This window comes from Acidimicrobiia bacterium, from assembly GCA_040289475.1.
In the GTDB taxonomy this organism is placed as follows: Bacteria; Actinomycetota; Acidimicrobiia; order ATN3; family PSLF01; genus PSLF01.
In genome coordinates this window covers 1-26263 of the sequence record PSLF01000019.1, presented here as the reverse complement: position 1 = coordinate 26263, position 26263 = coordinate 1, and the positions used below count along the sequence as shown (strand labels likewise).

Below are 26263 nucleotides of genomic sequence, written 5' to 3'. Positions count from 1 at the left end.
TGAGGACACCAGGCGCCGCGTTCCCGATGTCGACAGGGCCTCCCGCATTTTGGGGTGGAAGGCCAAGGTCGGTCTGGAAGAGGGACTGCGAAGGACGATCTCGTGGTGGAAGGAGCGGCATGGAATCTGAGGGCCATAGCTTGCCACCCAAAGAAGGCGGTGTTAGTTCCGTCGATGAGTTCAAGGCGGCTGTGCGCGACAAGTCTCTCGTAGTGGGTGTTATAGGCCTTGGGTATGTAGGCTTGCCAATTGCTATTTCTTATGCTCAGACCGGATTCCGTACCTTTGGCTATGACGCCGATGTCTCGAGAGTTAGCGAACTCTGCCAAGGGAAGTCTTACATCGAAGATGTCGAAGACGCTTCAGTGGCCGAGTTAGTAAGGCAGGGCACCCTTACTCCCACATCGGATCCGGCCACCATAGGCAAGTGTGGCGCCGTGTTTATCTGTGTTCCGACTCCCTACACGCCTGCTAAGGATCCCGACCTTACATTCGTAATTACTGCTTCGGAGACGGTCGAGAGGCACATGCGTCCAGGGACACTCGTGATCCTGCAGTCTACAACTTACCCAGGGACTACAAACGAGGTAGTCCGTCCCATTCTCGAGCGGGGGGGGAGAAGAGTGGGTGTCGATTTCAGCCTTGCATTTTCACCCGAAAGAGTCGATCCGGGGAACAAGAAGTGGACGGTTGCTAACACCCCTAAGGTTGTGGGAGGAGTAACCCCTGGGTGCTCTGAGAAAGCTTCAGCACTGCTGGCTGCAGCGATGACAGAAGAGGCACCTTTGAAGACCTACGTGGTGTCAACTCCCGAAGCAGCTGAGCTTACGAAACTCCTTGAGAACACCTTCAGGGCGGTCAATATTGCCCTAGTGAACGAGATGGCGCTGTTGTGCGAGCGTATGGGGGTAGATATCTGGGAAGTTATAGAGGCGGCCGAGACAAAGCCCTTTGGATATATGGGATTTCGCCCCGGGCCTGGCGTGGGAGGCCACTGCATAGCGGTGGATCCGTACTATCTCGCCTGGAGAGCCAGAACATTTAATTTCCATGCTCGCTTTATTGAACTTGCTGCTGAGGCCAACTCCCGTATGCCCGAGTACACCGCCCAACGCGTCGCTAGAATGCTCAACTCCGTCAGTAAGCCGGTTATGGGCTCGAAAGTTCTGGGCTTGGGAGTTAGCTTCAAGGCGGGGGTCTCCGATACCAGGAATTCTCCGGCTATTAGGGTACTAGAGATTTTGGCTTCGCTGGGAGCTCATGTCTCTTATTCCGACCCATATGTAAAAAGCGTAATGATTGGGGAAAAGGTCGTAAGTTCTACTCCCCTTAGTAGAGAAGCCATCGAATCTGTAGATTTAGTAATAGGTCTCGTCGCTCACCGGGAGTTCGACGTCGATCTGGTACTCGGGTCTGCGAAGCTCATATTTGATGCAGCCAATGTATTTGGAGCCAGGCCTGCGAAGGGACGTCTCGAAAGACTGTGAGAGGAGTAGGTGAACCGTCCCCCATCCTGGCTGTACGGTGTCGTCTTCGCAATGGCCGTCGTGGCGGCGACAAGCTTAATTCCGCTTCTACGCCGGTTCGCGATCGCGCAGGGTCTTTCGGACATACCCTCAGAGCGCAAGGCGCACCCTGAACCCGTCGCCCTCCTGGGTGGGGTGGGTATCTTTGCCGCTGCTGGAGTTGCATTGTGGTTGGTGGTACCGGCGGCTGCCCGGACTCTCAAAGGCGTTCTCTTGGCCGGGCTTGTGATTCTTGTAATCGGACTCCAAGACGATGTTCAAGGAATGGATCCTTGGCTGAAGCTTGTGGGTCAGGTGACGGCAGCGCTGGTTTTGGTGGGAAGCGGAGTATCCGCCTCCGTAACCAAGATCGGACTTCTCGATGCCTCGTTGACTGTCGCGTGGATCGTAGTCGTTGTCAACGCCGTCAATCTTTCCGACAACATGGACGGCTTGGCGGCCGGACTCACCGGGGTGGCCTGCGGCTCATTTTTTGCGTTGGCTGTCTCATTCGACCAGTATCTGGTGGCAACCTTGGCCGCTGCATTGGCTGGCGGAGCATTGGGGTTTCTCTTTTACAATTACCCACCGGCCAAGATTTTTATGGGGGATGCTGGTAGTCACATCCTCGGCTTTCTTGTGGCCGTAATGGGGCTTTTGTTGAAGTTTCCGACGGTAAAAAAGCCCGTGGGATTGGCTATTCCAGCTCTGGTGCTCATAGTTCCACTCTTGGATACGGTTCTGGTAGCTATCTCTCGCTTGAGACGAGGCGTACCCGTGACCCAGGGCGGTACGGATCACGCATCTCATCGACTGGTGGAGTGGGGACTCGACAGAAGAAAGGCCATTGGTGTTCTGTGGGGGTGCGGGGCAGTTGGCGGAATCGGGGCCTTTGTCGCTTCTCGGCTTTCTGGGTGGTGGGGAGTCGTTCCTATAGCCGTTTGTTTTTTATTGGGAGCGGCAGGAGTAGCGCTACTGGAGGCAAGAGGGGCCCCTAGTAGACCTGTGTTCGACAGAGACGACACTCGAGGGACAGCAACCGCCAGTTAGACGGCCAGTCCGGTCATGGACTGGCTACCTAGCCTCCTATGTGCAAGACCGGTGGGAATCGGTGTTAGCATCGTGGCGACATGGAACGGGAAGGCGAGGCAATTCAGCTTCCAAGAGTTCTGGTCGTTATTCTCGCAGCCGGCTCACCGCATCTTGATGCGTGCATAGTCTCGGTCCTAGCTCAGGACTACCCCGAGCTCGAGGTGCTGGTTGTAGATCTTGGTGAAGGGAGTAGCGCGGACGAAATAGCAGCATCGCACGGACTACCTGTTATCACCCCGCCCAAGGGCGCGGGAGTTGCCGGCGGAGCGAACGCGGTCTTATACGAGCCACTGGACAACTGTGAGTGGATCGTCTTTTGTCACGACGAGGTCGCTCTAGAGCCTCAGACCGTGCGGATGTTGATCGAGGGTGCCGACGATGCCGGCGCAGTTATTGCGGGCGCCAAAATAAGGGACTGGCACCACCCCGAAGTCTTAAGAGAGATAGGCTTCGGGGTCGACAGATATGGATACCACAGGTCTCTGGTCGACCCGGGCGAGGTCGATAGGGGCCAGCATGACTTAGTACGAGATGTCTTCTTTGTATCGACTGCTTGCATGGCAGTCGATGTCAGTCTCTTCAAATCCATAGGAGGATTCGATCCTGCCTTGGATTCTCTCGAGGAAGACCTCGACCTATGCTGGAGAGCGCACCTTCTTGGACAAAAAGTAGTCGTAGTGCCGTCTGCTGTTGCGTACCACGATCCATCCGTCCTTGATCTTCCACCTGTCAAGCACCGGGATTTATTGGCCCAGCGAAACCGCATGAGGATTATTACCAAGTGCTACAGAGTCTCGAGGTTGCTGGTGACCCTACTTGCTCTGCTGGTTCAAGACGCCGCAGAAGTTGCCTTCCGGGTTGCGACAGGGCGTCCGCCTCGAGTTTTAGAAAAAGTGGGTGTGTGGCTTCGTTACCTCGTTGCACTGGGGCCAGTTTTGAGGGCTAGGTCAACGACCCAAAAGGCAAGGGTTGTGTCCGATTCCGACATCGCAAACCTACAGACAAAGGGATCGCTTCGAGTGCGCTCGGTGTTGGAGCGTCAACTGCATCGCGAGGCGTTGGCAGGGAGTGAAGGTGAGCGGCACATTCTCGCTGGTACTGGCTCGGGGATGTGGGAGTTCTTTCTCCATGAACTGACTAAACCAGCTGTGATCTTCTGGGTTGCCTGGATCGTTCTCACTGTACTTGCCTCGAGAAACCTGCTCTTTTCGAGAGGGAGTCCGGTGGTGGGACAAATCGGGTTTAGCCCGAGAGGACTCGCTCCTCTTGAGAGCTACTTCGCATCCTGGCATCCCGATGGAGTTGGTTACTCGGGGTACTCCCCGACTGCGCTTCTTCTTGCCGGTGCGGCTCAGCTGTTGACCGCTGGCAGCCCAACTGCGGCGGTCAAGGTGCTGCTGCCCCTCGCCTACCTTGTTGGGGCGGCGGGCTTATGGGCCAATGTACGCCGGATCTCGGGCGCTAAGAGATGGGAAGGAGCAGCTCTCGCGACAGCGCTGTACTCGCTATCGGCCCCAGTGGTCGCTTCCTACGAACGTGGCTCGTTATCCGGAATTGTGACGGCAGCGCTTCTTCCATGGGCTGTAGGACTCGTCTATTCTCCTGTGCTTGCGAGAAGGGGAATAGTGCGCCACGCCGCATTTTTGGCATTCCTGACCTTCGCAATGGCGGCTTTCGAGCCGCTTGCGCCGTTGTTCGTTGTTGCAGCTGCTGCCGGAGTTTTCCTCGGATCTCTCGTCGCAGGAAAGTTTTGGAGGTCTTTGGCTTCAGTACTCATAGCAGTCATAGGTGCGGGAATCGGGGCCCTGCTCGCTCATCCATCGGTATTCTCGGAGAGCTCTGCCAGAGACCTTGTCTCAAGGGCAGTGGAGGGGTGGCCCGACGGCCGGGTACAACTTGGTGTCGGGGGTGTTCTTCGTATGCACACAACCGAGCTGGGAGCCGCCCCCTTCGGATACCTCTTAGCAGCTCTGGCATTTGCCGCTGTGGTCATCTGTACCAAGGAGCGGCTTGCTTGGGTTACCCGGAGTCTGTTCGGTGCTGCAATCCCCGCTGCGGGGGTGTGGCTCGTTGGGCAAGGACATCTTCCTCCTGTATTGGAGTCTTTCCCGGCGGTGTTCTGCTTGGTTGCATTGTCGTTCTCGTTATCGGCCGGCCTGGGAGTAGATGAGCTCGTGGACAAAGCCATATCCCAAGAGCGGCTAAGCACATTGGCGAGGGTGTTGTTGTGGCCGGTTGTTGCAGTAGCCCTGGTGGCAATGGGCCCTGGAGTTTTCCGAGAAGTCGGCGGGGATCTCGGGATTCGCAGAACTGGAATTGTGAAGGCTTTATCGGATGCTGGGATCGGAGGAGAGCAAGCCGAAGTATCGGTGTTATGGCTAGGATCTCGGGAGGCACTTCCCGAGAATCCGCGACCGCTTCCGGGGGGAGTGGGAGGCGCTTACTCAATCACTGGTCCATGGCCTTCTATAGGGCTGGCCCCTCTTGCTCCTCGCCCTGAGCGTTTTGAGGATTCTCTAGAGTTGGTCTTGTCACAGATGCAGTCAGAGGGATTCACTCGCGGTGGCAAGCTCTTTGCACTGCTCGGAGTCCGATATGTGGTTATTCCCGAAAATCCTGGCACATATCCTGTCGGATCCAGGCCTCTGCCGGCCGGGATTGCGGAGAGTCTTTCTCGTCAATTAGACATAACGGAAGTACGTGGCATCAGAGGCATGCGAATTTTTCGAGTGAACAAGGACTCCGCCGTGTGGACTGCAACTTCCGTCGATGCTCCAGTGGCGGAGGTTGCGCGGCTTCCGGTCGACCGATTTCACAGGAGGTGGTTGGATACGGAGTTGACAGATGTAGCACCGGCATTCGACTCGGTGCGACTTCAAGCTCCGGGGACGGTCGAGACTCGCAAGCACGTCGGGGTGATCGTATTCAAGGAATGTGATGCGGGACTGAGAATGTACGACGAAGTCCAAGGCCGGACAGACGAAGTGCTCAGACCCGCTGAGGCGCTCGGCTGGGCCTGTTTGTTCGACGTGAGGAGCCTCCCATCTCACGGTGACAAACTTCGACTGCGATTGGGTTACGAAGATATTTCTAGACAGCGCACGACCAGGTGGCTACCCGTAGTTGGAATAGCCGTTTTATTGGTCGTGGCAGCAACTGCACACCCGCGAAGAAGGGATGAGCACGTTCCCGAACGACTTGCTGCTCTCGGCATCGTCGAGGATTTCTTAGAACCCTCGAAGACGACCGAGGCACCGCCGGAGGAGGCGTCCGCGCCGAAATGAACGGGCGCGACCTTTTAGTAAAAGCGGCATTGATAGTGGTTCTATTCGCAGCTGCGGGAGCCGGACTGGTACTCCAAAAGCCCGGCACGGAAGGGGAGATAAGAGGATCAAGTACTGCTATTACCACGTCGTCTACGTGGTTCTGCACTGGGCTTGCGCCACGCCCAGGGAGGACGGAGACAATCGCTATTTCTAATCCGGGTGCCGAGACCCTTTCAGGAAGGCTGACGATATCGGGATTGGGAAAGCCAATAAAAACAAAATCGCTGGAGATTCCTGCCCTGACAACAGCTTCGTTGGATATCGGCAAGGAGATTACGCCCCAGACATTTCCAGCCGTAATCACCGATTCCCAGTCTGCTGGGGTCGTTGCTGTAGTCGAGCTGGACGGACCATCCGCAGCGGTGGCGTCTGCGAGCGACGTCAGCACCGGTCCTGTTACCGATGTAGCGGCGAGTGCCTGTGCAACCTCTCTCTCCGATCACTTGAGCATTGCAGGAGGGTCCAGTGTGAGGGGTAGCAATGCTGACTTTTATCTCGCGAATCCTCTTGGTCACGACGCCGTCGTAGATGTCGCTCTTATTTCTGAAGGGGGCGTCGACGAGCCACCCAAGCTTCAGAAGCTACCGGTACTGTCCTCAAGCCAAGCTGCCTATCGAATAAGCGACGAGTCCCGTCGCAGGTGGGCGCTGGCTGTCGAAGCGACGGCCACTGCTGGAGAAGTGGTGGGTTCGGTCGAGGTTACGTCAGACGGCAAGAAGCTCGGCGAGGGCATTGCACGTATAACAGGGTCTGCTGAACAATCTTCTGCTTGGATGTTTCCAGCTTTTTCTGGAAGCGGTGGTTCGAAATCGATTCTTTCGGTGGCCAATCCCTTGGCGGAACGCCGCAAAGTTGAAGTTCGAATCGTACCCGACGACTCGGTGAGCCCGACCTCCTCCGAACTACTTAGTCCTCGTACTTTCGAAGTAGAGGGTGAGTCAGCTGTTACGCTCACTCCGGCTCCGGGTCTGGGAGAGGGTGCGCGCTATGGCATAAGAGTGGAGGCTCCTGATGGCAAGCCGATCTTGACAGCGGCAACTCTTAGACCGAGACCACCTGGGAGAGGATTGGGCATCTCGGGAGGGCACCCGAGAGCTTATGCAAGGTGGGTTATGCAAGAACCCGAGGCTCTAGGGTTGCCCCCAGGTTCGCGCAGCTTCGTTTCTGTAATGAATGTTTCGGATCGAGATGCAACGCTTAAGGTCTCCGCGTTCGGATCTGGAACCGTTTCTACCATCCCTGGTCTCGAATCGCTAAAGATCGGCCAAGGCCGATCCCTCACTCTCGATTTTGGATCTATTCAGCTTCCACCTGGTGTTCGGACAGTTTTAGTCGATTCCGACATTCCTGTGGTGGCAGAGGCGACACTGTTGGTTGGGAATGATTCTGCGCCGAGGGGTTTTGACGTGCTTCCGCTGATTCCCCTAGAAATCCCAAAGCGAACCCAGCCCGCCCTGTCAGCCGAGTTTTCCAAGGCGGGGCTGGCGGTGCCCGGAGGCGCTAGCGGGATTGCGTTCGGGGTGGCATTTTTGGCGGCAGCGGTTCTAGTGGTTGTTTTGGATCGGAGGGCTAACCGCCGGAGCGCTGCAGCCAACAACGAACGGGAAGGCCCTCGGATGGTAGAAGGGGTCGGTTACCTAGCCCCCGATGTAGTCCTATCGCTTGCGGATCGCGCCCGACAAACGTCTTTATCCGGGGCTGGTCGTGGAGCATCCGGCACGGTACTCCTACTCTTCTCGCACGAAGGGTGCAGAGTGTGCCTAGCCACCCGAGAACTACTCGATGCAGCGGCCGAAGAGTACGGTGGAGCTGTAGTTGAGGTAGCTTACGAGGAGGAGCCAGACCTGTTCGAGTCGGCTCGAATCGAGGATGTCCCTACTACAGTGCTGGTAAAAAAGGGGCAATTGCACTCGGTGTGGATAGGGCCTCTATGCCGCCGGGATCTTGTAGCTGCGCTACGGGAGGACCAACAGAACCCGGTTCGCTCGGTCTAATTATTTCCGGCATCGGTGGACATCGTAGTAGCGGCCGATATCCTAGGGTGCGCGATTGGGAACAACGCGTACCTATCAATAGGAGGCATTACACGTCTGCCCAGGCCGCCTCGTAAATCCTGTGCCAGTTTGCTCTGGCTTGAAGTGCGGTCAGAATTCCTGCGATACCTAGATTCAAACGGTTGAAGTAAACGAGGTCCTTGGGGAGGCTCCACAGTTTCCTTACGGATTCGGCCTTATCGTCGTCAGTGGTAAAGAAGCGGGCGACCTCGGCCCGGGACGCAGGGGTGAACCGGTAGGGCTTGTCCTCTACAATCGGCGCTATAAGCGTTTTCAAAAAGTGGGCAATCGTCTCGGCTTGGTTGTCCGTGGTGTCTGTACTCACATAGCCAGCTTCTTTCATCGACTCCAGCATAGCTTCGGTGTCGTTGCGTCGGGCTGCCTCGACAATGCGCTTCTGCGCTCGGAGAGTCTCGTTGTTTAGTCTTTTCATGCAACCGAAGTCCAAGAAGACAATGCGCCCGTCGTCGAGAAATATGTAGTTACCGGGGTGCGGATCGCCGCTGAAGAAGTGGATCCTCCCGACACATTCCTGTGAGAACCGGTAAATCTCGGCGCCGATCCGATCTTTTTCGTTCTGAGCTGCTGCAAGGACGTCGTCGAATTTTTTTCCTTCGTACCACTGAGTTACGAGAACCCGCTTTGTCGTAAGTTCCTCGAATACACGCGGTATGACCACACAAGGATCGCCTCGCCAAGCCTGCTCTAGAACTCGGTGGTTAGTGGCTTCGTTCCTGTAATCGAGCTCTTCGGTGAGCCTGGCTCTGAACTCCTCGAAAATCGAGTTCGGGTCGACCCCAGGGAACGCTCTGCTTATGAGTAGTTTGAGAACCCAAGCGTTTTCAAGGTCTGTTTCTATAGCCTTGTCCACCCCTGGATACTGGATTTTGACTGCAACTGGAGTTCCGTCTTCGAGCAGTGCACGGTGCACCTGTCCTATTGAGGCCGCAGCAGCTGGTGTCTTTTCGATTCGCTCGAAGATTTTGTCCGGTGGCTGTCCGAGCTCTGCCTCGATCTGCTGTTGGACGAGGTCCCACGACATTGGAGGGGCTGCCTGCTGAAGTGTAGCTAGGTGGGCCCGAATGTCTGAAGAGAGGTTCGTGGCGACAAAAGAAGCCATCTGACCTAGCTTCATGATCGCACCCTTCATGTTGCCCAGCTCTCTCGCCACGTCTTGTGCTGTCCTGAGCTGAGCTACTGAAACGAGCTCGTCCTTTCGATCATGGGACGTAAAAACCAGGCGCATACGGGTCACCCCAGCTCTCAGTATGGATCGCACCGACAGCGTCGCGATGCGGAAGCGACGAAGTAGCCTGGACGTGAGCAACTGAGGCCCGGCCGGGACAGAGCGTCTTTTAGCGTCGGTATCCATTCAGGTTTGCGATACGAGCTCGAGAATAGCTCCTACGCCGCTGAGTTTAAGCGAGCTTGATTGGCACGGTTCGCTTATCCCGATGGTTTCGATTGGGGGCCCAAGTTTGATTCCGAAAGCTTGTGCACAGCGGCTTCTTCGTCTGCGATTTCGCTCAACGAGGCTGAAGCCGAAGCAGACTCCTCCGGAGAAGTTTCTGCAGCAAATTTGGAATCTGGCGCCTTCGCATCGGATGTTAGAGAATCGACATCTAACTGCTGTCGTCCCTCGGGGATAGATTTACGCGAAGCAATTGCCCGATCTATAATCTCGCCGGCCACGCTTCCGGAGATCGTCTCTTCGGCCTTCAATGCCTCAGCAAGAGCCTCAAGAGCATCGCGATTCTTGGAGATGATCTCTCGGGCCCGAGCATCCTGCTCTTCTAGAATTCGCTGAACCTCTTCGTCTATTACACGGGCCGTCTCGTCGCTATACTCGTGTGCTTTGACAAGATCTTCTCCAAGGAAAACCATACCCTGTTCTCCCCATGCCATGGGTCCAAGGCGCTCCGACATACCCCACTCCCTTACCATCTTGCGGGCAAGTTCTGTGGCTGCGACGAGGTCGTTGGATGCTCCAGTCGATATCGTTCCGAAAACGAGCATCTCTGCTGCCCTTCCACCGAGGCTTACTGCTAGCCGGTCGAGGATGTACTCCCGTTGATAGATGTGTTTTTCCTCCATTGGGAGCTGGTGAGTGGCGCCCAACGCCATCCCCATAGGGAGAATCGTCACTTTGTGAAGGGGGTCTGCATTAGGAAGAAGATACGCGAGGAGAGCGTGTCCGGCTTCGTGAACCGAGATTACCTGCTTCTCCTCTTCAGAAATGGCCATAGACTCTCGTTTTCGGCCCATGATCACCCGGTCGCGAGCATCCTCGAAATCTTCTGCGGTAATTTCTTTTCGCCCGCGACGTACAGCGAAGAGAGCGGCCTCGTTCGTTAGGTTGGCGAGGTCTGCACCCGAGAATCCCGGCGTACCTCTTGCTAGGATCGAGAGATCTACATCTTTGGCTAGGCGCTTTCCTTTCGTGTGGACTTTTAGAATTGCTACTCGCTCTTCCTGGGTGGGCAGCGGTATCACGATTTGGCGATCGAAACGCCCCGGCCTCAGTAGAGCTGGATCAAGAATGTCGGGACGGTTCGTTGCAGCCATCACGACTACGCCCTCAGAGGTTTCGAACCCGTCCATCTCCGATAGCATTTGATTCAGGGTCTGTTCTCTCTCGTCATGCCCTCCGCCAAGTCCTGTGCCTCGCTTGCGCCCAATAGAGTCGATTTCGTCGATGAAGACGATTGCCGGAGCATTCTTGCGGGCGGTTTGAAAAAGATCTCTTACTCTGGCGGCTCCCACGCCTACGAACATCTCCATAAAGTCAGAGCCCGTGATGGATATAAAGGGAACTCCCGCTTCTCCGGCAACTGCTCTAGCGATCAAGGTTTTTCCAGTCCCTGGAGGACCGACGAGAAGTATGCCCTTGGGAATCCTCGCTCCGAGTTCCCTGAAGCGTTTAGGGTTCTTCAAAAACTCGATGATTTCAGCCACTTCTTCCTTCACGCCTTTGTATCCGGCGACATCTTCGAAGGTGGTGTCGGGCTTTTCGGTGGAGTAAACCTTTGCTCTCGACCGCCCGATGCTCATGATCCCCGCCATCTGTCCTTGCGCTCTGCGACTGACCCACACCCAAAATCCAATCAGCAGTGCGGCCAGAAGGAGCCAACTGAAGATATTGGCGAGAGTATTATTGGCAGGAGCCTGGACACGTACTTTCACGCCGTGCTGGCCGAGGGCCGGCATCAAATCGGGGTCTTGGATGGCGACGGGCACCGCCGTGCTGAACTCCTCCCCCGACTTTAGACGACCAGTTATCTGGCCGTCTGGCTTGATCGTTACCTCTTCTACTTGGTCCTGGGAAAGCTTAGTCTTGAACTCCGAGTAAGCCATGCCGGGTGTCGGCTGGGAGAGGAAGTAAGGAGCCAGAATAGCCGCTACAAATCCCAAAACCGCCAAGGCAATTATCCACCTCGGGAAGCCCGGCGACTCTGGTGGCGATGGAGGTGGCGACTGAGGATTCCTTCTAGGTGTCTCGTAATCCATGTTTCCCAATGTAGCTCTAGGTTTGACAGCCCGAAATCAATCACCGGAGGGTGTAACGTCTCCAGCTATGGGGATTCCGGCCCCAACATCTTAGCCGCTCGCAGATGCCATCCGTTTCGCATTGCGCACAGAGTATTTCTGGAAGCTACGATCTGGCATTTCCACTCGACAATGCCGCGCTGTCTCACCTTTCATCGGCTTCAGCTTGAACTATGCAGCGTAGGTGGAAGCGAGCCGAATCTTGCGTACTGAAGCCCTAGGAAGTGGCTACGGTGTTAGTTTTCCGCTCACGAATGGCCGAACCCGGATTCGCTCGGCCGTCCACCAAATTTGCTTGTATTCTTAGACGATCATGGTGCCGAGCCAAGAGCGACTCGTCGAAGAGTTCTGCAATAACCAACCACCTACGTCCTCGGGCGCAGAGCCTATGTCCGCGTGCTCATCCAAAGAAGACGAATTGAACTCTCAGGGAGATTCAATTAGCACGAATCCTCAATCGGCGCCCGAGAATGGCTCCGTTAGTGCGCCGTCACCTGCAGAGGTCGAAGCGGTTGGTTCGGTTAGCGAGGGCACACGAGAGGTGCTTTTTGAGCCACACACCGTGTCGTGGAGAGCAGGAGTCGTTGGGGCACAGGGAGGACTCAGACGGCTATTTTCGGCAGTAGCCACGGTGTTAGCAGCTGCTCTGACGGTCTTCACATTGCTCGGGGCTTCTGCGTTTGCTTATGACAAGAGCCGCTCAGAACGGATTGTTCCTGGCGTCTCGGTAGCCAATGTACCCATCGGTGGTCTCACGAGGGAAGAAGCTAGGGCTGCTCTTGCTGCCAAGGTCGCCAAAGTCTCTGCGCGGAATCTGTACCTGACCGCCGCTGGGCGAAGCTATTCGGTTTCTCTTTCTTCCCTTGATTTGGATCCGCGCATAGAAGAATCGCTCGATCGTGCTTTTGGGGTTGGTAAGGGCGAAGGAATTCTCGGGCGGTTGCATAGATGGTTAGGGCGGGGAGGTCCAGCCGTCGATTTGCCTCTTGAAGTGCTCCCATCTAGAGATGCTGTCGAGCGCCGGGTCGTGGCGTCGATAGCAGGCGAAGTTAACAGAGAGCCTACCGATGCGACCATAGAAGAGACAACGGACGACATCGTCTTTCGCCCTCCCTCCCCAGGTGTAGAGCTGCAAGGAGATGCTGCATCGGACATGGTATTCAAAGCTGCACTCGACCTCATCGAGGGCAGAGATCCAGGAGTGGTTCGCCTGCCTTACAAACAGATTCCTGTAAAAGAAGGGGCGGGAATTACTACGGCGATTCTTGTCAGGGTGAGTCAGCAACGACTGTACTTTTACGAGAACGCATCGCTCGCCGGCATCTACAAGGTGAGCACAGGCACGCCTAAGTATCCGACCCCATTTGGCAGGTTCCGGGTAGTACAAAAGATCATGAATCCGTCATGGACAAATCCCGCACCTGACACCTGGGGTAAAGAAATGCCTCCCTTTATCCCTCCGGGTCCCGACAATCCACTCGGCACTAGGGCATTGCAGCTAAACGCTCCCGGGATCCTGATACACGGAACGCAGAATGTGAGAGCCTTGGGTTCGCCCGCATCACACGGATGTATTCGCATGAATATGCCAGAGATCGAAGCACTGTACCCTAGGGTCCCGGTGGGTACGCCTGTTTTCGTTCGCCCGTAGTAGGTCGGATTTTGTCGGTCGGTCTGTGTCATTCGCGAGCGGCCGATACATGCGGGTCCTTGCCATCGGACCGTCTTAGCCGTACATTTTTTTCGTAGCTAATAGCCTTGTAGATGGGGCTACTACAACGAGATTGCGAAGAAAAGACCGGGGCCGTCTATGAAAACAGACAGAAGAGGGATCGGGAATCCGATAGGTCCAGACCGGCGCAGCGGGAAAGTGCCGCTTCGGAGATGCGCTAGAGCTGGATGCGAGGGCTCCTCGGCATTCACGTTGGTTTTCGATTACGCGAAAGCTGAGGCTTGGTTGTGTGATCTTTGGGCTGAGGCCGGGCCTGGCTCTTATGACCTGTGCGTAGACCACGCCGAGCGTTTTACCGCACCACTGGGATGGACTTACCTCGATAGACGGCAGGCTTCCCCAGCACTTCTGGTTGAAGGATCACAAGAGAGTGGCTCATTCCAGACAATAGAAGCGAGAAGACCTGAGAGGGCGACAGCCTGAGAGATCGGCTTTCTAAAACTTCTGCTCTTTTTGCTGCAGTCACTATTTTCCTGGTCTCTTCGCTTTCTTCGTCCGTTGCAGCCTACTTTTTTTCTGGAGGTGGAGTCCGGGAACAACCATCTGGGCGGCAGATCCTAGTATCCCTTGCGGCCCTCGAACTGACGCAGGCTTGTCTGGTTTTGGCTTATGCCGTTCCCCGAGGGGCTTTGAGCGCCCTGCGGATCAGGGGGCCGTGGACAAAAGGATTAGTTGTTGGGATCCCAATAGGAATCTGCGTTCAGCTCGTTGCTGTCGCCGCATTTTTGGTAGTCCAGCGGGTGGTCTCGGACTTTTCGCCAGAAAAAGCGATGGGCGTCATCGAGCGCGAGTTCCAAACTTTTTCTCTCTCGGCTAAAGTGGCTCTTCTCGCCGTGGGAGGCGTAGTCGGGCCAGTTGCCGAAGAGTTGCTCTTTCGCGGGGTACTTCTATACGGCTTACAGCTAATCAAAGGACGCTGGGGAAAAGCCTTTGCTGCGATTGGCTCTGCAGCCCTATTCGCCGCTGTGCACCTCAACGCATGGGCCTTCGTCGCTTTCTTGGTGCTGGGCCTCATTCTTGCTGGAATGACAATAAAGACGGGATCGGTTTCGTACGCGATCGGAACGCACATTGGATTCAACCTAGCGGCTTTCGGGGCGTTACTTCTGCGCTGAGTCTCCTCGTGTTCGCTGCGCGACGGACTAGTTACTCTTGCCTATTTTCGAAATGATTCTTCTTGAAGCTGTAGTTGCATAGCGGCTCCAGACGATACAGAGCATGCGAGAGCTGAAGGCACTCTCCGGATCTAGTCAAAGTGATCGACAACGAGACTGCTCCGGACAATGCGATATGGGCGTAGGGAGGTTAAGATGCGTTGCCCCCAGTGTGGCTCGGAAAAGTTCATGGAAATAAGCATGAGGCTCCACTCCAAGGACGACGTTATCTTCAGGTCCTGTTTCTGGTGTGAGCACCGCTGGTGGGAGCGGAAAAGCGATGGGCGATATGAGGAAGTCGCCCTTGAAAAGGTGCTAGATCTCGCGACAGTCCGTCGCACTGCATGAGTCCACTCAGCGCCCTAGGATTCAAACTCAAAAGGGGATGACACCCTTCCTTTGATTGCGCGCAGGTTGCGGAAAACTGCCAAAAGGGCTCAGTGGGCGCTGTTTGAGTCTTAGGTATTGCTCCCCGGGGCCGATGTTCTGCCTCTCGTAGTAATCCTGCTTGGCAAGTTCTTCGCCCTAAAAGGGCGGTTTCTTGGAAGCTCATCCAAGAGCTTGCCTTGTTCACTCCCACGAGGTGATACTATCGCAATTACTAGTATTGGGGCATCCCATGAAAATGGGGTGCAAAGATAACCGGGGGCGATCCAAACCGGACCTGGGCGGGTTCTCGTAGTAGTGCACAGAAATCTGGCGCACGCCCAAGGAAAGGATGCGGAGACTGACCCGATATTCTCGACGCTTCAAAGTCCATCTGCTTTTGGCGTTGCTTGTCGCCACTGGTCTTCCCGTAGCCGAGATCCGGGGGGTTACGGAGGCGGCTGCTGATCCCGTGTTCAACCTCACGGGCTCGGGGTGGGGCCACGGGTTGGGAATGAGCCAGTACGGAGCGCTGGGTCAGGCCAAAGAGGGACGTACCTACACGGCCATTCTTCGACATTACTACCAAGGAAGCTATGTGGCCGGCATCCCATTGCCAGCCAGCATTCGGGTTGGCATTCTCCAGAATATTTCCTCGATTGACTTCTATGGCAGTGGTGGTGGATACCAGATCCAGGTCGGTGCTTCAGTGTGGGGCACTACCGCGGGCCAGTGGCACCTGGAGGCAATTTCTGGGGGTTTGCGACTGCGGGATCCCTCCGGCACTAGCTGGGATATAGGATCTTCCTGGGCTCGGATTTTGGGCTTCGAGGAGTCGGGTACGCAGATATGGATAGCTCAGGCTAACAAGACGTATGGGCGTGGATACATAGAAGTAACCAAGTCCTCGGACACCGCCTTTCACGTCGTGGTCGTGACCACTTACGACAAGTACCTTTATGGCTTAGGCGAGATGCCTTCTTCATGGCCTGTAGAGGCCCTCAAAGCGCAAGCAGTAGCAGCCAGGACGTACGCACTATACAAGGCGAGAACCTCGGGTGACCACAGGCCCGGCTGCGACTGCACCGTATTCGCCTCTGTGCAAGATCAGGCTTATGTGGGATGGAGTAAGGAAGCAGGGCCCTCCGGCGCCCAGTGGCGTACTGCTGTGGACGCCACCTCCTCACAGGTTGTTCTATATGGAGGCAACCCGATTCTTGCGGTGTACCACTCGAGTTCGGGAGGTTATACCGAGGCTAACGAGGACGTCTGGTCCGGATCGCCTTTGCCGTACCTACGTCCGGTTCCAGATCCGTGGAGTCAGATACCCGACAACCCTTACCGGCAATGGTCTGTCTCGTTTACGTCCGGTGAGATTGCAGCAGCTTTCGGTATGGACACTGTTTTTGCCATAGACCTGAGTCGGAGGACACAGGGCGGAGGGCTGGCTTGGGCAGTGCTCCATGGGATGCAGGGAGGTGTTGCAACGTCCAAATGGATAAAGGGGGGTGCTTTCCGCGCAGCTCTGGGACTCCGTTCAATAAAGGTGTACACCCAGCCAGAGCCGGGATTTGACGAGTGGATCCTTCTTTTGAACCCTAATTCTTCTCCAACAGCGGCAACTCTCAGTATTCAGAGAGCAGGCCAGTCGCCAGCAGAGTTCCGCTATGATCTCCCCCCCAACTCGCGCTCAAGCGTCCGCCTGAACGACCTGGCTCCGCCCGGCGAGATAGCGGTAAAAGTTACCTCCGATCTACCTATCGCAGCCGAGAGAGCAATGTACTTTGGATACAGGGGATGGCTCGGCGGCCACAGCTCCGAGGGGATAAAGCAGCCCCGAACGAGCTGGTTCTTGGCCGAGGGGTACGAGACCGACGAGTTCGACACTTACATCGAGGTGTTCAACCCGCAGACTAGCTCGACAAACGTCCGTTTTACTCTTATGAGAGACGACGGCTACACCCAGACTGTATCGGTTGCGATTGGACCGAACTGGCGATACACGTTGGCCCCATCGACGGTAACAGGTTTCTCCTTTGCCGCATTTTCGACCTCCGTGGAGGCGGATATTCCCGTGGTAGTGGAGCGCTCTACTTATTTTCGGTACCGTTCGCCGGTGAGTGGGGAGCAGCGGGACGGGGGTGCAGCTGCGCCAGCTTTGGCCCAGACGTCGAAAGAGTGGCACTTTGCCGAGGGATACTCCGGGCCTGGTTTCGACACTTGGGTGTTGCTACAGAATCCCACTACGACTCGGGCTGCAGTTGACGTCTCGTTCTTCGTCGAGGGATCTACTCCAAAGGTCACGACAGTCGGAGTGGCGCCTCGATCTAGAGCAACGCTTCTAGCATCCACCGTCCCAGGAGTGTCCGGTACGAGCTACGCGATAACGTTGAGATCGAACGTACCAATTGCTGCGGAACGGGCAGAGTACTTCAACTACCACGGGATAACAGATGGTTCAGTCGCAGAGCCCACACCTGCGCCTCGAACGAAGTGGTACCTAACCGAGGGATACTCCGGGCCTGGCTTCGACACCTGGGTTCTATTGTCCAATCCGCTGACAGATACCGCTGTAGTAAGAGCGACTTTCATGGTCCAGGGAGGCTCACCAGTCATAAGGGATCTATCCCTTCGGCCCCTTTCCAGGACGACGCTGAATTTAGGTTCGATTGTGGGGCCCGTCTCGGCATCGACGGTTCTGGAGTCGACCAATGGCCAACCATTCGTCGCTGAGCGGACTAGCTATTTCTACTACTCGAGCCCTACGGGGTGGAAAGCTAAAGGCGGAAGCGCCTCGATGGGGCTGGATTCACTGTCCACCGAGTGGTACTTCGCCGAAGGATACCTGCGGTAGGGGGTCCGATTGTTCCGGGGAGAGTTCTCGGTCGATCTGCGGCCTTATCGAGGCGAGACGTTTTGGTAGTGTGATTCTTTCGCTAGCCATCGGTTTGTCAGCGCTTGGAATTTCGTCTTGTTTTGGGAGCCACCTCTTTTTTGTGGCGCGCCTCGATCGTTGCGCTTTTGTCGGTTTCCCCCACAGGTCGTGGACTCGAGTCTCTAGAAAAGCCTTGGGGCTCTTTCTCTCCAGTAGTCGAAGCAGCGCCGCCGCGCTCGCTCATGCCAGAGTAGGATACCTCTTCCTCCATTAGCTCTAGCAGCTTGGCAGATCCTCTTAGCTCTGCGCGCTGTAGCTCGTCAAGCTCTCGCATACGCACTAGCATTCGCAAAAGTCGATCGGCGAATGGATCGGTGAGAACATCCACGGGGATTTGGCGAAGTCGATACTCAGGAAAGTCCAGAGGGTCTCGGCCGAGAATCTCTGCGCCGTAGGTAATTACCTCGTCGGGCAGCCTTCTGCGCCCTTGTTCCATTGCGGATAGGTTGGAGTCTGCAATCGTAATTCCCGTCTTCTGCTTGAATCGGCGGCAGAACTCCCTGAGCGAGATCCCAGCTTCCTCCCGCCACTTTTTGAAGAGCTTGCCGTCCAAGTAACCTCGGTCGGGCTTTGGCGAACGCCCTCCGCTTCCCTGGCGATCTCCCATGCGCCACCTCCAGCCCCAAAGCATGGGCCAGCTATGGCGCAAGGAAATGACATAATCACCGACGCTATCCTGCCGAGATAGCAGCTATCAAAAGTGGCAGGCCTGTTTTTGGCAACGGTATGGGGAATAATTGCTGTAAAAGTCCGTTATCTCGAAACAGTAACAATACGTCTTAGAAGTTTCGGCATGATCTCAGCGAGGCCTCTTGCCAGTTGACGCTATCGAAAACGTTAGCGATGCGCCAGGTACAAAGTGAGTACAACGGGTCGGCATTGCTAGCTGGCATATGGAACAGACGAGCGCAGGTTCAAGGCCGCCGAGAAGTTCTGGATGGATCGACGAAGTTGAGAACTTCGTCGACGAAACGCCGACGCTCCTCCAGTTGAGGCAGGTGTCCCGAGTCGTCGAATGCCGCAAGTTGTGAGTTAGGAAGCGCTTCGTTCAGGTACTCCGCTGCCTCGAAAGTACATATCTGATCCTTACGGCCGTGGATTACCAAAGTGGATACTCCAATCGAGCCTAGGGCTGGACGGAGGTCGATAGAGAACTGGCTTGCAGAACAGTCTGCGCTTACCCATGCCGGCACCTCTAGACCCAGCGAAACCAGCCAATCGACCACTTCGTCATGGGGCTGCCGAGAGAAATAGCGGCTCAGGTAATTTTTCAAAAAGACGGGTCGAGGAAGGGAAGCCAGTTCTGCTAGTTCAGTCAAAAACTCTTTATTCCAGTTGGTCGTCTTGGGAGAAATGTCGAGGTAAAACGGCATAGTCGAAGCGAGAACCATCCCCCTCAGGCCACTTGCTCCTCTAGCAGCGTAAAGAAGTGCTGCCTGGGCACCGAGATCCCAGCCGCACAAAACAACCTCCGAAAGGCTGAGCTCGCTTATTACAAGCTGGATGTCAGAGGCGAACGTTTCGACGTCATGGCGAACGTTGAGTACCTCCGATTTTCCGTGCCCTCTAAGGTCAAAAGTGATCACGCGGGCTTCTCGCGAAAGTTCTGCCACGACTGGATCCCAGATGCGGCTAGTCGTTCCCCACCCGTGCACCAGTAGGACTACAGGTCCCACACCTACCTCTTCGAAGTAGATGACGGGATGGCGGCTTGCAGGTTCTAGGTAAGGCACGTGTTTGCCCCTCCTCCAGACTCACTCCCCCGATTTTGAGCTATTCGTAAGCTGGGATCATCCCAGCACCTAGACAATGGGGTGGATCCTAAAGCCGATGGGGGTAAATCGGACTCCTGTTAGTATTCCACCCGTTATTTTCCCGGTTGCCACAGGGAGACGTGCCCAATTGAGAGGGCACGCAGTGATCAGCGTATGCTGAGCTTATGTAGGCTCACGCGGAGGAATACCTCGAGATCGTGCTTTCTAATCCCGAGATCTTCAAAGCATACGATGTCAGGGGTGTGTACCCCTCTCAGATCAACGAGGACGTTGCATGGTCCTTGGGTGTGGCATTTGCGGAGATGTGGGAAGGCAAGGATATCGTTGTAGCTCGTGATTGTCGCCTCTCTTCCCCGGAGTTGGAAGAAGCATTTATCGAAGGAGTTACATCAGCGGGCTCCAACGTCGTTCGCCTGGGATTGGCCAGTACCGACATGTTGTATTTTGCCTCGGGTACCTTAGATCTCCCCGGAACTGTCTTTACGGCTTCGCATAACCCTCCCGAGTACAACGGAGCTAAGTTCTGTGGGCCGAAGGCTTCTCCGATCTCGGAAGAGACCGGGCTGGCTGATCTGAAGAGGCGTTGTGAAAAGCTAGACAGGAAGTCCTACCGTCCTGCATTGAAACACGGCAAAATCGCCGAGCGCGACCTGTTGGCGGACTATGCAGAACACTGTAGATCCTTTATCGACAAGGACGTGCTCAAGCCTTCCACTGTCGTTGTGGATGCAGCCAACGGCATGGCCGGGCTCGTAGTGCCAGCGGTTTTCGAGACTTTACCCATTGAGGTTGTACCTCTCTACCTTGAATTGGACGGGAGCTTTCCCAACCATCCTCCCGATCCGATCCAACCCGAGAACCTCGCGGATCTAAGAGCCGAGGTGTTGAAGAGAAACGCACACTTAGGACTTGCTTTCGACGGTGATGCAGATCGGGTTTTCATCGTCGACGACCGAGCCAATCCATGCTCAGGATCGCTTACGACATCTCTAGTCGCACGCGCGGTATTGCGGAAACATCCAGGCGAGAAAATCATCTACAACTTGATCTGCTCTCGAGCGGTACCCGAGATCATCGAGGAGAACGGGGGTGTACCTATACGTACACGAGTCGGCCACAGCTTTATAAAAAAGGTGATGGCAGAGACCGGAGCCTACTTTGGCGGCGAGCACTCGGGACACTACTACTTCAGGGACAATTTCAGAGCTGACTCGGGGATAATCGCAGCCCTTATAGTTCTCGAAGAAATTGCTCTACGAGGCGAACCGTTGTCAGAGCTTCGAAAGCCACTCGAGCGCTACTTTTCATCCGGCGAGATCAACACTGCAGTGGAGGATCCGAAGGCGATACTAGAGGCCGTTGCGAAGGCTTACCCCGACGGCCAACAGGATTGGACTGACGGACTCACGATCTCGTACCCGACCTTTTGGTTCAACTTGAGACCATCCAACACAGAGCCGCTCCTTCGCCTGAATATGGAGGCAGAGTCGCAAGAAATTCTCGACCAAGAGCTTCCCAAGGTGATGAAGGTAGTGAGAGGCTGAGGCCGCCGAGTTTTCGGCGCCACGGGCCACGGCTCAGCAGGAGCTGCAATTAGTCTCGCAGCACACTTACAACAAGGCGTAGTGTAAAGTGTGCAGGTTACGCCGCCAGATGCAACATCGACCACATTGTTGCGAGGCGATGCATCAGTGGCCTAACCAATGCCAGGGGGGTAGATCACAGGTTTTGAGGTACTAAGGATTCCAGAAACTAGCGACGAGAGGAGGTGGAGGTGTCCGTAGATCGGGAACTCCTTGAGATTCTTGCCTGCCCCGACTGCAAGGGCGATGTCGAATACAAAGAAGAAGAGTCAGTGATTGTCTGTTTGAAATGTGGGCTTAGATACCCGGTCCGAGATGGCATACCCGTGATGCTGGTTGAAGAAGCCGAGCGCCCTGCTCGTCAAGATAGCGATTCGAGCGGAGAGCAGCAGGACTGAGCGCTTGGAAGAGCGCTTGGAAGAGAATGTAAGACAAAAAGGCTAGATAAAGAGAACTAGAGTGCGAAATCTAGACGAACTCTCCGACCTCGAAGAGATCGATTCATTGGGAATGTTTGGTCTGGCTGCCTCTTTTCCGGAGCAGCTCGCCGAAGCCTCGAAGGCCGCTTCTCAGGTCGATCCCCCAAATCCCGACGGAATTGAGAACATCTTTGTCTTGGGGATGGGAGGCTCGGGCATAGTAGGCAACATAGTAGAGGCACTCATGGCCGAGCGATGCGGTCTGCCGATTGTCGTGGTGAAGGATTATCGTTCTCCTGGGTGTCTGGGTCCGCACTCCCTGGTGTTCTCGGTATCTTATTCGGGCAATACTGAGGAGACGATCGAAGCTACTACCCACGCAATCGAAAGCTCATCCAAGGTAGTAGTTGTGAGCTCTGGTGGGTATCTAAAGGAGTTAGCTGAAGAAAATGGATTTGCATTCGTGCCAGTACCTGCTGGGATCCAACCCAGGGCAGCCCTTGCATCTATGCTAGTGCCTGTATTTACGATTATGGAGAAGATGGGGATGTGGGGAGGGTTTGAGCACGAGCTCGCCGCAGCTGTAAGCCACCTTCAGGCCCGCCGTAGCAGTTTACTTCCAGATGTACCCACAGAAATAAACCCCGCAAAAAAACTCGCCACAGAGATTTCTAGGAAAATCCCATTGATCTACGGATCGGGTATCGCTGCTGTTGCGGCCCAGCGATTTAAATGCCAAATCAATGAGAACGCCAAGTCCCCTGCGTTCTGGAGCGTTTACCCAGAGCTTGACCACAACGAGCTCGCAGGATGGGGGCAGCATGGTGACATCACTCGTCAGCTGATCCACCTTGTTGAGCTGAGAAACGACTTTGAGCATCCGCAGGTCCGCAAACGGTTTGAGCTCACTCGCGAGATCATCAGAGAGTGTGTAGCGGGTGTATCCGAGGTCCACGCTCGGGGAGACCATCCTTTGGGGCAGCTCCTCGATTTGATATACGTGTGCGATTACGCCAGCTTATATCTAGCGGTGGGAGAGGGCATAGACCCAGGTCCTGTCGCTGCAATAGAAGAGCTAAAAAAGCGTCTTTGAGGGTGGCCCGGCGCCGACTCTTTTGTATAGGTATAGGCGGCCGGCGGATACTTGAGATCCAAGCGAGGGCAAGTGGAAGCTAATTACGACATCTCAGATGAGTCACTAGCTCCGGAGGGGGCGAGGCGCATTGCGTGGGCTGACCGTCAGATGCCGGTCCTTGCCGCTATCAGGGCCAGGTTTGCAAAGGAACGCCCACTCGAAGGCCAGCGCATAGCGGCATGTCTTCATGTGACCACGGAGACGGCGAACTTAGTGCGAACCTTGCGCGACGGGGGTGCCGAGGTCTACCTGTGTGCATCCAATCCTCTCTCTACGCAAGACGATGTGGCGGCAAGCTTGGTTCGGGACGAAGGCGTTCCGGTCTTTGCCCGTAAAGGAGAAGACAGCGCTACTTACTACAGACACCTTTACACATGCCTCGATGCGTCTCCTACTATGACGATGGACGACGGCTGTGACTTGGTATCTACGCTTCATAAAGAACGCCGCCAGCAGTGCGAGACGGTGATCGGCGGATCCGAGGAGACAACTACCGGAGTTATTCGCTTGAGGGCGATGGAGGCCGAAGGCGCACTTGCGTACCCGATAGTGGCAGTGAATGATGCGAACACCAAGCATCTCTTCGATAACCGCTACGGAACCGGACAATCGACGATGGACGGGATAATCCGGGCTACCAACGTCTTGATCGCAGGCAAGGTGGTAGTGGTATCGGGATACGGATTCTGCGGACGCGGAATCGCCATGCGGGCTTCTGGCTTAGGTGCACGCGTTGTCGTGACCGAAGTCGATCCTTTGAGAGCCCTCGAAGCAGTCATGGACGGGTACTTCGTCATGAAGATGAACGATGCAGCCCGCATAGGCGACATTTTCATCACTGCCACCGGCGACCGCGACGTCTTGAGGCGAGAGCATTTCGAGGTCATGAAAGACGGAGCTATCATGGCCAACTCCGGTCACTTTGACATCGAGATCGATCTGGGAGCACTCGAGGCTCTGGCCAAGGAAAAGCGAGAGGTGCGCGCTTTCGCAGATGAGTACGTGATGGAGGACGGACGGCGCCTGGTGGTGCTGGCGTCGGGAAGGTTGGTCAACCTCGGTGCTGCGGAAGGGCATCCTGCAGCAGTCATGGATATGTCATTTGCGAACCAAGCTCTGGTAAGCGAATGGATCGTCAAGAACCACGACCGCTTAGAAAACAAGGTTTACAACGTTCCTGCCGAGATAGACACCGAAGTCGCCCGGCTCAAACTTGACTCGATGGGTATTGAGATAGACGTGCTAACTCCTGCTCAAAAGGAATACTTGCAGGCCTGGACTATTGGTACCTGAGAGACCACGTGGGTGCCGGCTGTGGACAGCATTCAGGCGGAAGAGCGCTTTCAATTCCCCCCGAGGATTCCTCTAGTTGTCGCCCAATTTCCGAAAGTTCTCTCCCTGCCGACGCTGCGAGGCTTGCGCGTGCATATGTGGCTGGCGGTGCAGATATTGTCAAGGACGGCGAGCTAGCCTCGGCCCGTTACCCCGAGCTGACTGACATGTCTGGCCGATGGTGTGCGAATTCTCCATCGGACTCGACTACTATTGCTGGAAAAACTCAGCGCTATCGGATTTACTCGGACGCGCTCAGCTGGCGACACGCAGCAGCCCAATAAGGGACCGGGGTATTCACCCCCCCATCGTTCCCTGATCCACCGTGATAAAATGGCCCCAAATTCCCAAAAGCTGGGGAGGCCGAAATGATCGCACAAGGTTGTCCTGAGTGTGGCCAGCTGCCGATCACGATGCGGTCGACTCCTACCGCTACTTGGTACTACTGTCCCGGCGGGCACAAGTATCAAGTGCGGACAGTTTTGCCGGTTCCGAGTTCGGACACTGATGCCGTATTGGCAGGCGAGACGGCTGGCCCCCAATCGACCCCACCTAGCGCGACTCAAAGTCCGCCACCGCCCGCTCAAGGCAACCCGGGAGTTTCAGCTAATGCCAGGATCGTAGCTGTACCGCCACCGACTCCTCAGCTGTATACGTTGCCTATTCCCGGTGCAGCTTTTCCCGGATTGCCTGCTACTTATCTTGGAAGAGACGTCGAGCGTGCGTTGGATCGAGCAAGAAAAGCTAAGGTCTGGGGAATCGCTGGTTTAGTGTTCGCCATTACTTTGGTCTTCTCGGTAGGTGCATTACTCGCCACACGTACAGCCGCTCCAGCGCTGATTACTTTTGTCTTATCGTTAGGTGCATTAGCGTGTGGGTTGGTTGCGTTTGTGATGGCCCTTGATTCGCGGAAGACGCTGATGGAAATCGCTGTTCCTGCTCATATCCTCAAGGAGGCCACAACAGCAATGGTGATAGGAGCTGTCGATCTGACGATCTTTGGAGTGTTCGTTTTCATAGGCATACTGGCGGCTCTTGGAGGTTAAATATCTGGAGCATAAGTAGTGGATGACCTTCCAAGAACATGACAGCCTCACCGACATTGACTTCTGGCGTGCCGTGCTGGCACTGAGAGAACTAGCATTGCAGGTCTCAGGTTATTTATCTACACGACCCGAGCTACGTTTGGGTAGCCAATGGTTCGTATTTTTTGCTGACGTCTCTGTAGGCTTTGTACCGGCATAGCTCCACTTCCAGAATGCTGTCCGGAGCTAGTTCGATGCGCAGCAGGTCAACTTCTTGTGGAAGTAAAAGTGCACGCGAATCTGAGCGTGCGTTCTAGGGCAACAAGGGCGCAGTAATCCTGTAAATCGAAGAGCCGTCCAGGCGAACTGCACTCGCCTGTTGGCAGAGGGGTGTGCGCCAACTCTAGCTGTTCGGCTGCAAAACAACAGGCGGCTCCCATTCAGCTATGAGTGACTTCGATCCCGTGGTGGAGTGCGCTGCTCCGATCGCGCCGGACTACCCAGACCAGCAATTCGGGCTGCTGGCAGCCCTCGAAGCGTCGTTCGTGCGGCCTTGGGACCTGGTTCCCGATGCTTCCACACCAAAATGTCGGTACCTGTTGCCATGATTAATGACAACGTTTGGCCACCAACTTGGGGCTTGGACGATTACACGAACCGAGGCGCGGCCAACAGACTTAGGGAGGCTTTATTACCTATCTCTCTGTGATCAACGAGATCTCTCTGTGATCAACAAGACGACGGCAAACGGGCGACTACATTTTCCGCTGAGAAGTTTGGTGGAGATGATGGAAGTGCTAGTACGGAGGAGGAGACGGAGCCGTTGTTGCCAAAGAAAACTCGGAGATGAGCGAGAAGATCCTAGCTGAAGGCCAGATTCTCTCCGGTTCGCTGTTCGACGAGCCAATGCGCGTGGAGACCGTGCGCCCGAACGGCCCGGACACGTGGGTGGTGGGGTTGGTCGGCACGCAGTCGGAGCGGTTCCGCAGCGTCATCCTCACGACTCGCGATATCGAGGCCCTCACCATCCTCGATGCTCGACACTCCTACGACGGCGACGGGCGCCTTGTCCGGCTCGGGCTGCAAGCGTATTCCCTCGGCATCGCCTACGAGTTCGACCCGTACTTCGGCCTGTCCATCTCTCGGGTGGACCCCCTGCCGCACCAACTAGAGGCTGTCTACGATCACCTGCTCAAACTCGCCCGAGTCCGGTTCTTGCTGGCCGACGACGCCGGCGCCGGCAAGACGATCATGGCCGGCCTGCTCATCCGGGAGCTTGAACTG

General features: G+C 55.7%; 20 protein-coding genes. 16 read left to right on the top strand and 4 right to left on the bottom strand.

Annotated elements, in window-relative coordinates; translation table 11 throughout:
- Window positions 1-119: 119 nt before the first annotated feature.
- From C4318_08670 to C4318_08655, 4 genes are all read left to right on the top strand, one after another.
- The gene (locus C4318_08670) at window positions 120-1487 is read left to right on the top strand and encodes a hypothetical protein (protein MER3455205.1); all 1368 of its coding nucleotides are present in this window, start codon (window positions 120-122) and stop codon (window positions 1485-1487) included.
- Window positions 1488-1496: 9 nt separating this feature from the next.
- Window positions 1497-2555 (top strand): undecaprenyl/decaprenyl-phosphate alpha-N-acetylglucosaminyl 1-phosphate transferase, encoded by a 1059-nt coding sequence (locus C4318_08665; GenBank protein ID MER3455204.1) that lies wholly within the window; start codon window positions 1497-1499, stop codon window positions 2553-2555.
- A gap of 80 nt (window positions 2556-2635) precedes the next feature.
- Window positions 2636-5881, top strand: a complete 3246-nt coding sequence (locus C4318_08660; protein MER3455203.1) for a hypothetical protein — start codon at window positions 2636-2638, stop codon at window positions 5879-5881.
- A complete protein-coding gene (locus C4318_08655) occupies window positions 5878-7917 on the top strand; it encodes a hypothetical protein (GenBank protein MER3455202.1) in 2040 nt (679 codons plus the stop codon). Before C4318_08660 ends, C4318_08655 begins: the two co-directional genes overlap by 4 nt.
- Window positions 7918-8005: 88 nt before the next feature.
- On the opposite strand, the gene C4318_08650 is transcribed toward C4318_08655, so the two are convergent.
- Window positions 8006-9349 (bottom strand): hypothetical protein, encoded by a 1344-nt coding sequence (locus C4318_08650; protein ID MER3455201.1) that lies wholly within the window; start codon window positions 9347-9349, stop codon window positions 8006-8008.
- Between the two features lie 74 nt (window positions 9350-9423).
- Complete coding sequence (locus C4318_08645; protein ID MER3455200.1) at window positions 9424-11484, bottom strand: cell division protein FtsH; 2061 nt, start codon at window positions 11482-11484, stop codon at window positions 9424-9426.
- Between the two features lie 352 nt (window positions 11485-11836).
- Here C4318_08645 and C4318_08640 point away from each other — a divergent pair, with 352 nt between their 5' ends.
- The 5 genes from C4318_08640 to C4318_08620 all read left to right on the top strand — a co-directional run bounded on the left by C4318_08640 (window position 11837) and on the right by C4318_08620 (window position 17629).
- The gene (locus tag C4318_08640) at window positions 11837-13174 is read left to right on the top strand and encodes a hypothetical protein (GenBank protein MER3455199.1); all 1338 of its coding nucleotides are present in this window, start codon (window positions 11837-11839) and stop codon (window positions 13172-13174) included.
- 159 nt (window positions 13175-13333) lie between these two features.
- A complete protein-coding gene (locus C4318_08635) occupies window positions 13334-13678 on the top strand; it encodes a DUF3499 domain-containing protein (protein MER3455198.1) in 345 nt (114 codons plus the stop codon).
- A 206-nt stretch (window positions 13679-13884) separates the two neighbouring features.
- Entirely contained in the window at window positions 13885-14370 is a 486-nt protein-coding gene (locus tag C4318_08630) for a hypothetical protein (protein ID MER3455197.1), read from the top strand.
- A 195-nt stretch (window positions 14371-14565) separates the two neighbouring features.
- Window positions 14566-14757 (top strand): hypothetical protein, encoded by a 192-nt coding sequence (locus tag C4318_08625; GenBank protein ID MER3455196.1) that lies wholly within the window; start codon window positions 14566-14568, stop codon window positions 14755-14757.
- A 370-nt stretch (window positions 14758-15127) separates the two neighbouring features.
- Window positions 15128-17629, top strand: coding sequence for a hypothetical protein (locus tag C4318_08620; protein MER3455195.1), 2502 nt, complete (start codon window positions 15128-15130; stop codon window positions 17627-17629).
- A 97-nt stretch (window positions 17630-17726) separates the two neighbouring features.
- On the opposite strand, the gene C4318_08615 is transcribed toward C4318_08620, so the two are convergent.
- Window positions 17727-18317, bottom strand: coding sequence for a hypothetical protein (locus C4318_08615; protein ID MER3455194.1), 591 nt, complete (start codon window positions 18315-18317; stop codon window positions 17727-17729).
- A 307-nt stretch (window positions 18318-18624) separates the two neighbouring features.
- Window positions 18625-19443, bottom strand: coding sequence for a hypothetical protein (locus tag C4318_08610; GenBank protein ID MER3455193.1), 819 nt, complete (start codon window positions 19441-19443; stop codon window positions 18625-18627).
- Window positions 19444-19682: 239 nt separating this feature from the next.
- On the opposite strand from C4318_08610, the gene manB reads away from it, so the two are divergent.
- The 7 genes from manB to C4318_08575 form a co-directional block, all read left to right on the top strand.
- Window positions 19683-21029: a phosphomannomutase/phosphoglucomutase gene (gene manB, locus C4318_08605; GenBank protein ID MER3455192.1), complete on the top strand. Its 1347-nt coding sequence runs from the start codon at window positions 19683-19685 to the stop codon at window positions 21027-21029.
- A gap of 230 nt (window positions 21030-21259) precedes the next feature.
- Window positions 21260-21466: a hypothetical protein gene (locus C4318_08600; protein ID MER3455191.1), complete on the top strand. Its 207-nt coding sequence runs from the start codon at window positions 21260-21262 to the stop codon at window positions 21464-21466.
- A 61-nt stretch (window positions 21467-21527) separates the two neighbouring features.
- Window positions 21528-22580, top strand: coding sequence for a bifunctional phosphoglucose/phosphomannose isomerase (locus C4318_08595; protein ID MER3455190.1), 1053 nt, complete (start codon window positions 21528-21530; stop codon window positions 22578-22580).
- Between the two features lie 72 nt (window positions 22581-22652).
- Window positions 22653-23915, top strand: coding sequence for an adenosylhomocysteinase (locus C4318_08590; protein MER3455189.1), 1263 nt, complete (start codon window positions 22653-22655; stop codon window positions 23913-23915).
- An 8-nt stretch (window positions 23916-23923) separates the two neighbouring features.
- Complete coding sequence (locus tag C4318_08585) at window positions 23924-24238, top strand: hypothetical protein (GenBank protein ID MER3455188.1); 315 nt, start codon at window positions 23924-23926, stop codon at window positions 24236-24238.
- 84 nt (window positions 24239-24322) lie between these two features.
- A complete protein-coding gene (locus tag C4318_08580) occupies window positions 24323-25000 on the top strand; it encodes a hypothetical protein (GenBank protein MER3455187.1) in 678 nt (225 codons plus the stop codon).
- A gap of 825 nt (window positions 25001-25825) precedes the next feature.
- Window positions 25826-26263 (top strand): helicase (locus C4318_08575; protein MER3455186.1); only part of this gene is annotated, 438 nt, incomplete at its 3' end.